General features: G+C 35.6%; 5 protein-coding genes. 4 read left to right on the forward strand and 1 reads right to left on the reverse strand.

Features of this window, described 5'->3' with window-relative positions; translation table 11 throughout:
* The first annotated feature begins 191 nt into the window (after positions 1–191).
* From VIL26_02395 to VIL26_02410, 4 genes are read left to right on the forward strand one after another with little or no spacing between them, the layout of a single operon-like run.
* Entirely contained in the window at positions 192–680 is a 489-nt protein-coding gene (locus tag VIL26_02395; protein HEY8389793.1) for a division/cell wall cluster transcriptional repressor MraZ, read from the forward strand.
* A 2-nt stretch (positions 681–682) separates the two neighbouring features.
* Positions 683–1,612 (forward strand): 16S rRNA (cytosine(1402)-N(4))-methyltransferase RsmH, encoded by a 930-nt coding sequence (gene rsmH, locus VIL26_02400; GenBank protein HEY8389794.1) that lies wholly within the window; start codon positions 683–685, stop codon positions 1,610–1,612.
* Positions 1,613–1,645: 33 nt separating this feature from the next.
* A complete protein-coding gene (locus VIL26_02405) occupies positions 1,646–2,782 on the forward strand; it encodes a hypothetical protein (protein ID HEY8389795.1) in 1,137 nt (378 codons plus the stop codon).
* A gap of 33 nt (positions 2,783–2,815) precedes the next feature.
* Complete coding sequence (locus VIL26_02410; protein HEY8389796.1) at positions 2,816–4,702, forward strand: penicillin-binding transpeptidase domain-containing protein; 1,887 nt, start codon at positions 2,816–2,818, stop codon at positions 4,700–4,702.
* Positions 4,703–4,755: 53 nt separating this feature from the next.
* On the opposite strand, the gene VIL26_02415 is transcribed toward VIL26_02410, so the two are convergent.
* A partial coding sequence (locus tag VIL26_02415; protein HEY8389797.1) for an NAD(P)-dependent oxidoreductase occupies positions 4,756–5,392 on the reverse strand: 637 nt, incomplete at its 5' end.

Genomic DNA, 5,392 nt, shown 5'->3' on the forward strand with positions numbered 1-5,392 from the left:
TTTTTATAGCGAATGGAGATAAGTGGTCAAAATTTTTAATAGAAGATGAAATTTTGAAGTAAAATGGTTGTTTTTTAAAAAAATAAGGTAAAAAGTCCTAAAAAAAATATAAAAAGGGTTGCAAGTGGTCAAAATGTATGATAATATATAGGTAAATTACAAGGATAATTACACCCTAAAAAGAGAAAAAGATGTTCAAAGGTATTTATTATCACCAAATAGATGAAAAGGGCAGAATGAGAATTCCTGCCAAACTCAAAGCGCAATTGGGAGAAAAGTATTTTATAACAAGAGGCGGTTTGGGCAGTTTGGTTATTGCATCTGAAGAATACTTCGAACAGAACATCTTTTCTAAGATACAAGACATTGAATATACAGATGTCGATGCGATGAAATCAATAAGAGCGATTACTTCTTTTATGTTTGATATAGAAGAAGATAATCAAGGCAGATTTGTAATTCCTCCTGTACTTCGAGATTATGCTGGGATAGATAAGAATATTGTGACAATAGGCGCAGGAAATGTAATCGAAGTTTGGGATGAAGAAAGATTTAATAAAAACCTTAACGGTAATACAGATTATATCAACGAACTTCCTGAAGGAAGCCGAGACTTTAATGAAGTGCTGAAAGAATTTAACAAGCTGTTGAAAAGAAATTCTGGCACAAATGGACAGTAACAATGGAATATCATATACCCATTATGCTAAAGCAGACAATGGATGTTTTGTCGCCAAAAAGTGGCGGTGTGTATTTAGACGCGACACTAGGAGGCGGGGGACATTCATTAGAAATACTGAAGAGATCCTCACCTGATGGTAAGTTGATTGGGCTTGATTTGGATTATGACGCATTAAAAGCCGCTGGTGAGAGGTTAAGTCATTTTGGCAATAGGGTAGTGACTGTGCACAGTAACTATAAAGATGCGTGCAAGGTATTGGATTCGCTTGGTATACAATATCTCGACGGTGCCATTATGGATTTTGGCATATCGTCGCATCAGATTGATGAGGCTGAAAGGGGTTTTAGTTATACAAAAGATGCCAAACTTGACATGAGAATGGATCAATCCCAAAGCCTGACTGCTTATGAAGTAGTCAATAAATATCCACCAAAGAAGTTGATTGAGATACTGTATAATTACGGTGAAGAAAATTTTGCAAAACGAATAGTTGCTAATATTGAGAAAGCAAGAGCAGTTTCCCCTATCACCACTACTCTTGAACTAGCTGATATTGTAATGCAAAGTGTACCAAAATCTCAGCTTAAGCATGGTCACCCTGCCAAAAAGACGTTTCAGGCAATAAGAATTGAAGTAAATCAAGAACTTGAAGGACTTGGACAAGCTGTTCAAAGTATCATAGGAAGGCTAAAAAAAGGCGGCAGAATTGCTATAATAACCTTCCATTCACTGGAAGACAGAATAGTAAAACAGCTTTTCAAAACTGAATCGACTGATTGTATATGTGATAAAAGCTTGCCGGTATGTTCTTGCGGACATAAAGCAAGTATAAAATTAATTAACACCAAACCTATAGTACCTGATGAAGAAGAAATAAAAAACAACTCAAGGGCTGCATCTGCAAAACTAAGAACAGCAGAAAAACTTTAACTAGGTTTTTAATTAAAACCTTAGGAGTACATTATGAGAAGTATGGAATTGAAAGAAAATTATTTTGAACCTGTTACAAAATTCAGGCGGAATTTCAATACCCAAAGAGATGAGGATGATGTTTTTGTTCCAGATATGAACAAAAGTTATAGCTATGTTAATGCCCGTAAATATGACGGAGAAGATTATATGGAAAGAGATTACACCTATAAAAACGAAGGTGTTGCAAGAACACGTCCTTTGATTTCTGGCGATGATACAGATTCAGAACGTGAAAAAAGAATGGCAGCTCATACCAGGTTGTATCAAGAAAAATACAATGAGGCACGTCGTGCTCAAGAAGCGTTAAAATTTGAGCCTGAACGCAGAAGATTATCTTTGAGAGATCTTGATGACCGACCTGTAAAAAAGTCTGATGATTTTGATCAAGGCTTTGATAGTTTTGTTGCTAAAGAGCCTGTTGTTAATCCTGAGAGAACTGTGGTAAGGGAAAGAGAATTTACCAGACCTCAACAATATGATATTAGCAATGAACAATATGATATTAATAGAGAATATGACAGCAGTCCTTATACATATAATAGAAATAGGATAGATAACGAAGCTTATCAACGCACATATTACACCAATGCGCCCACTTTTAGACCTACTTCTAATGTATATGGTCATGCTACGACAATAGCAGACCGCTATAAAAAGCTGTTTGCAGAAAAAGAAAGCGAGCTTAAGCCTAGCGAAAAAACTATGCAATATGCGGAAAAAAAGACAGCAGAAAAAGCTAAAGATTTTAAGCTATCTAAAAATGAAGCTGTAAAAACCGCATCTAATGCAAAAAAAGGATTAATCACTCTTTATGTTACCATTGTCGTAGTCATTGCTGTTTTGATTGCAACAACAGGTATGATGATTGCAACATTGTCTCAAGACATAAGCGCTATGGAAGAAGAACTAAACTATAAGCAAAATTACATAGCAACCCAAAGTGCTGAATTATCAAAATACGATGATGACAATTACATTTATTCAAAAGCAAAAGATCAGGGGATGAAAGAGAACGATCAAGTTAATACTATCGAATTAATACCTGTTAAGCAACAATCCGAACCTCTTGGTGGCGATAATTGGTTTGATAATTTGTGCGATTTTCTAAGCGGAGTGTTTGGGAGTTAATATTTGAAAACAAAATATTATTCAGGTGTTTCAATGCAAAAGAGGTTATTGGCAGCGGTTTTGTCAATAACCTTTATTTTTATTGTTTTGGCGGCAAGGCTAACATATATTCAAGTGTTTTGGGGCAAAGAGCTTCAAAGCAAGGCTATTGATCAATGGACCAGAGATTTGCCTTTGCAAGCAGAACGCGGCAAAATTTTGGATGCTAATGGCGAAATATTAGCAACCAATTACACAACTTATTCTATTTATGTCAGACCTAATGCTGTGGAAGATAAAACGGCTGTTTCAGAGTTTTTGGCAAAAGTTTTAGAAAAAGATCAGCAAACTTTATATGATTTATTGCAAAAAAACGTTTCCGAAGTGACGATCGCACGCAAAATCGAAAAAGAAAAGACAGATGTGATAAGAGCCAAAGGCTATAAAGGAATATATATTTCAGAGGACAATTCCAGATTTTATCCTTATGGAGATTTTTTGACTCAAGTAATCGGATTTACCAATATAGACGGAGTTGGTCAAAGCGGAATAGAAAATTATTATGAAAGATATTTAAAGGGCGTAAATGGTATTTCGCTTACTCAAACAGATATTCACGGAATAGAGCTCAAGTCTAACACAGATAAATACATTCCTGCCATACCAGGTTGCGACATTGTTTTGACTATTGATGCCGAAATTCAAAAATTAGCAGAAAAAGTCGCAGCTGATGCATATAAGACATATAACAGTAATTCGGCAAGTGTTCTGGTTATGGATGTTAATACAGGTGATGTAGTAGCGATTGCAACTTCGCCTTCTTATGATCTTAATAATCCGCCTAGAGACGATATACCTTTGCTTAATTCTTTGACTAAAAACAAACTCATTACAGATGTATTTGAGCCAGGTTCAACATTCAAGATTTTTACGCTTTCAGCCGCACTTGATCAAAACAAAACAAGCATACATGATCATTTTTATGACCCCGGATATAGAATTGTTGATGGTCAGCGAATAAAATGTTGGAAAAGTGGGGGACACGGCTCACAATCCCTTCAAGAGGCTGTAAACAATTCCTGCAACTCATGTTTTGTTGATTTGGCGTTAAAATTAGGTAAAGACAATTTTTATGATTATATTAATCTTTTTGGTTTTGGAAAAATTACAGGCATAGATTTTCCTGCTGAAAGCAAGGGCATAGTTATGAATAAAAACAGCGTAAAAAATGTTGACCTTGCAAGAATGGGTTTTGGTCAGGCGGTTGCAGTAACCCCGCTTCAATTAATAACATCTGCATCTGCAGTGGTCAATGGCGGCAAACTTATGAAACCGCGTTTTGTAAAAGAAATACGTTCTTATGACGGAAAAACAATATACATTAATAATCCTGTCAAAAGCGCACAGACAATAAGCGAATCAACAAGCAAGATAATGAGAGATATCTTGGAAGAAGCTGTTAACAGTGGAAGCGGAAAACATGCAGGAGTAGAAGGATATAGAATTGGCGGCAAAACAGGTACAGCACAAAAGTATGAAAACGGCGTAATAGCAAGAGGAAAATATGTGTCTAGTTTTATTGGATTTGCGCCTATGGAAAATCCTCAATATGCGGTGCTGATAATTGTTGATGAACCTGCTGGATATGCTTATTACGGAAGTATGGTTGCAGCACCTTATGCATCATTTATGTTTAAAGGAATTTTTGCATATAAAGGAATTGCGCCTTCTAAAAATAATGATGAAGATTTCAAAAAAGTTATAGAAATGCCTGCCCTTATAGGTTTGACATATTCTCAAGCCGCGGCCAAATTATCTAGTCTAGGACTTCAGTTTGAAGTTGCTGGAACAAGCGGAAAGGTAATTGACCAAGTTCCTGCTGTTGGAGTTATGTTAGAGAAAAAGGCGGTAACTCTTATTCGTCTTGAAAATGAAGATTAATAAAAAAACAGTCCATATCTTAATATGGACTGTTTTTTTAGATGTTTGGCGATTTATTTTATAACACGATGTCTTATCACTCCGTCAATTTTATCGAGCTTAGATAGAACTTCAACATTAACATTATCATCAAGCTCTAAAATTGTATAGGCATATTCGCCCTGACTCTGGCTGACCATAGTAGCAATATTAATTTTGGCAGTGCTTATAGATTCAGTAATCTGCGATAACAAGCTTTTTACGTTTTTGTGCATAACAGTGAGACGAACTTTTGCCGTGCGTTTTAATGCAGTATCAGGGAAATTTACTGAATTGGTTATATTGCCGTTTTGTAGATATTCAGCTAGTTGTTTTGCAGCCATAACAGCGCAGTTGTCTTCTGCTTCTGGTGTTGAAGCACCAAGATGGGGGATTGTAACAATGTTATCAATGCCCAATAGATCTTCGCAAGGGAAATCGGTAACATATCTTGATACAATGCCTTGATTTATGGCTTCTATAAGGTCTGCATTATTGACCAATTCTCCTCTAGAGCAATTTATAATTGCTACAGACTTTTTCATTTTTGAAAAAGCTTCAGTATCAAGCATATATTTTGTGCTTGAATTTAGAGGAACATGCAAGGTTATATAATCAGCATTTGCATATAAATTATTAAGATCAGTTTCTCTTATTACGTGTGTAGATAAG

It is taken from the genome of Clostridia bacterium, assembly GCA_036562685.1.
In the GTDB taxonomy this organism is placed as follows: Bacteria; Bacillota; Clostridia; order Christensenellales; family DUVY01; genus DUVY01.

Coding starts and splice junctions, on each gene's coding strand:
- VIL26_02405 (HEY8389795.1), top strand. CDS start 1,646: ATGAGAAGTATGGAATTGAAAGAAAATTATTTTGAACCTGTTACAAAA.
- VIL26_02395 (HEY8389793.1), top strand. CDS start 192: ATGTTCAAAGGTATTTATTATCACCAAATAGATGAAAAGGGCAGAATG.
- rsmH (HEY8389794.1), top strand. CDS start 683: ATGGAATATCATATACCCATTATGCTAAAGCAGACAATGGATGTTTTG.
- VIL26_02410 (HEY8389796.1), top strand. CDS start 2,816: ATGCAAAAGAGGTTATTGGCAGCGGTTTTGTCAATAACCTTTATTTTT.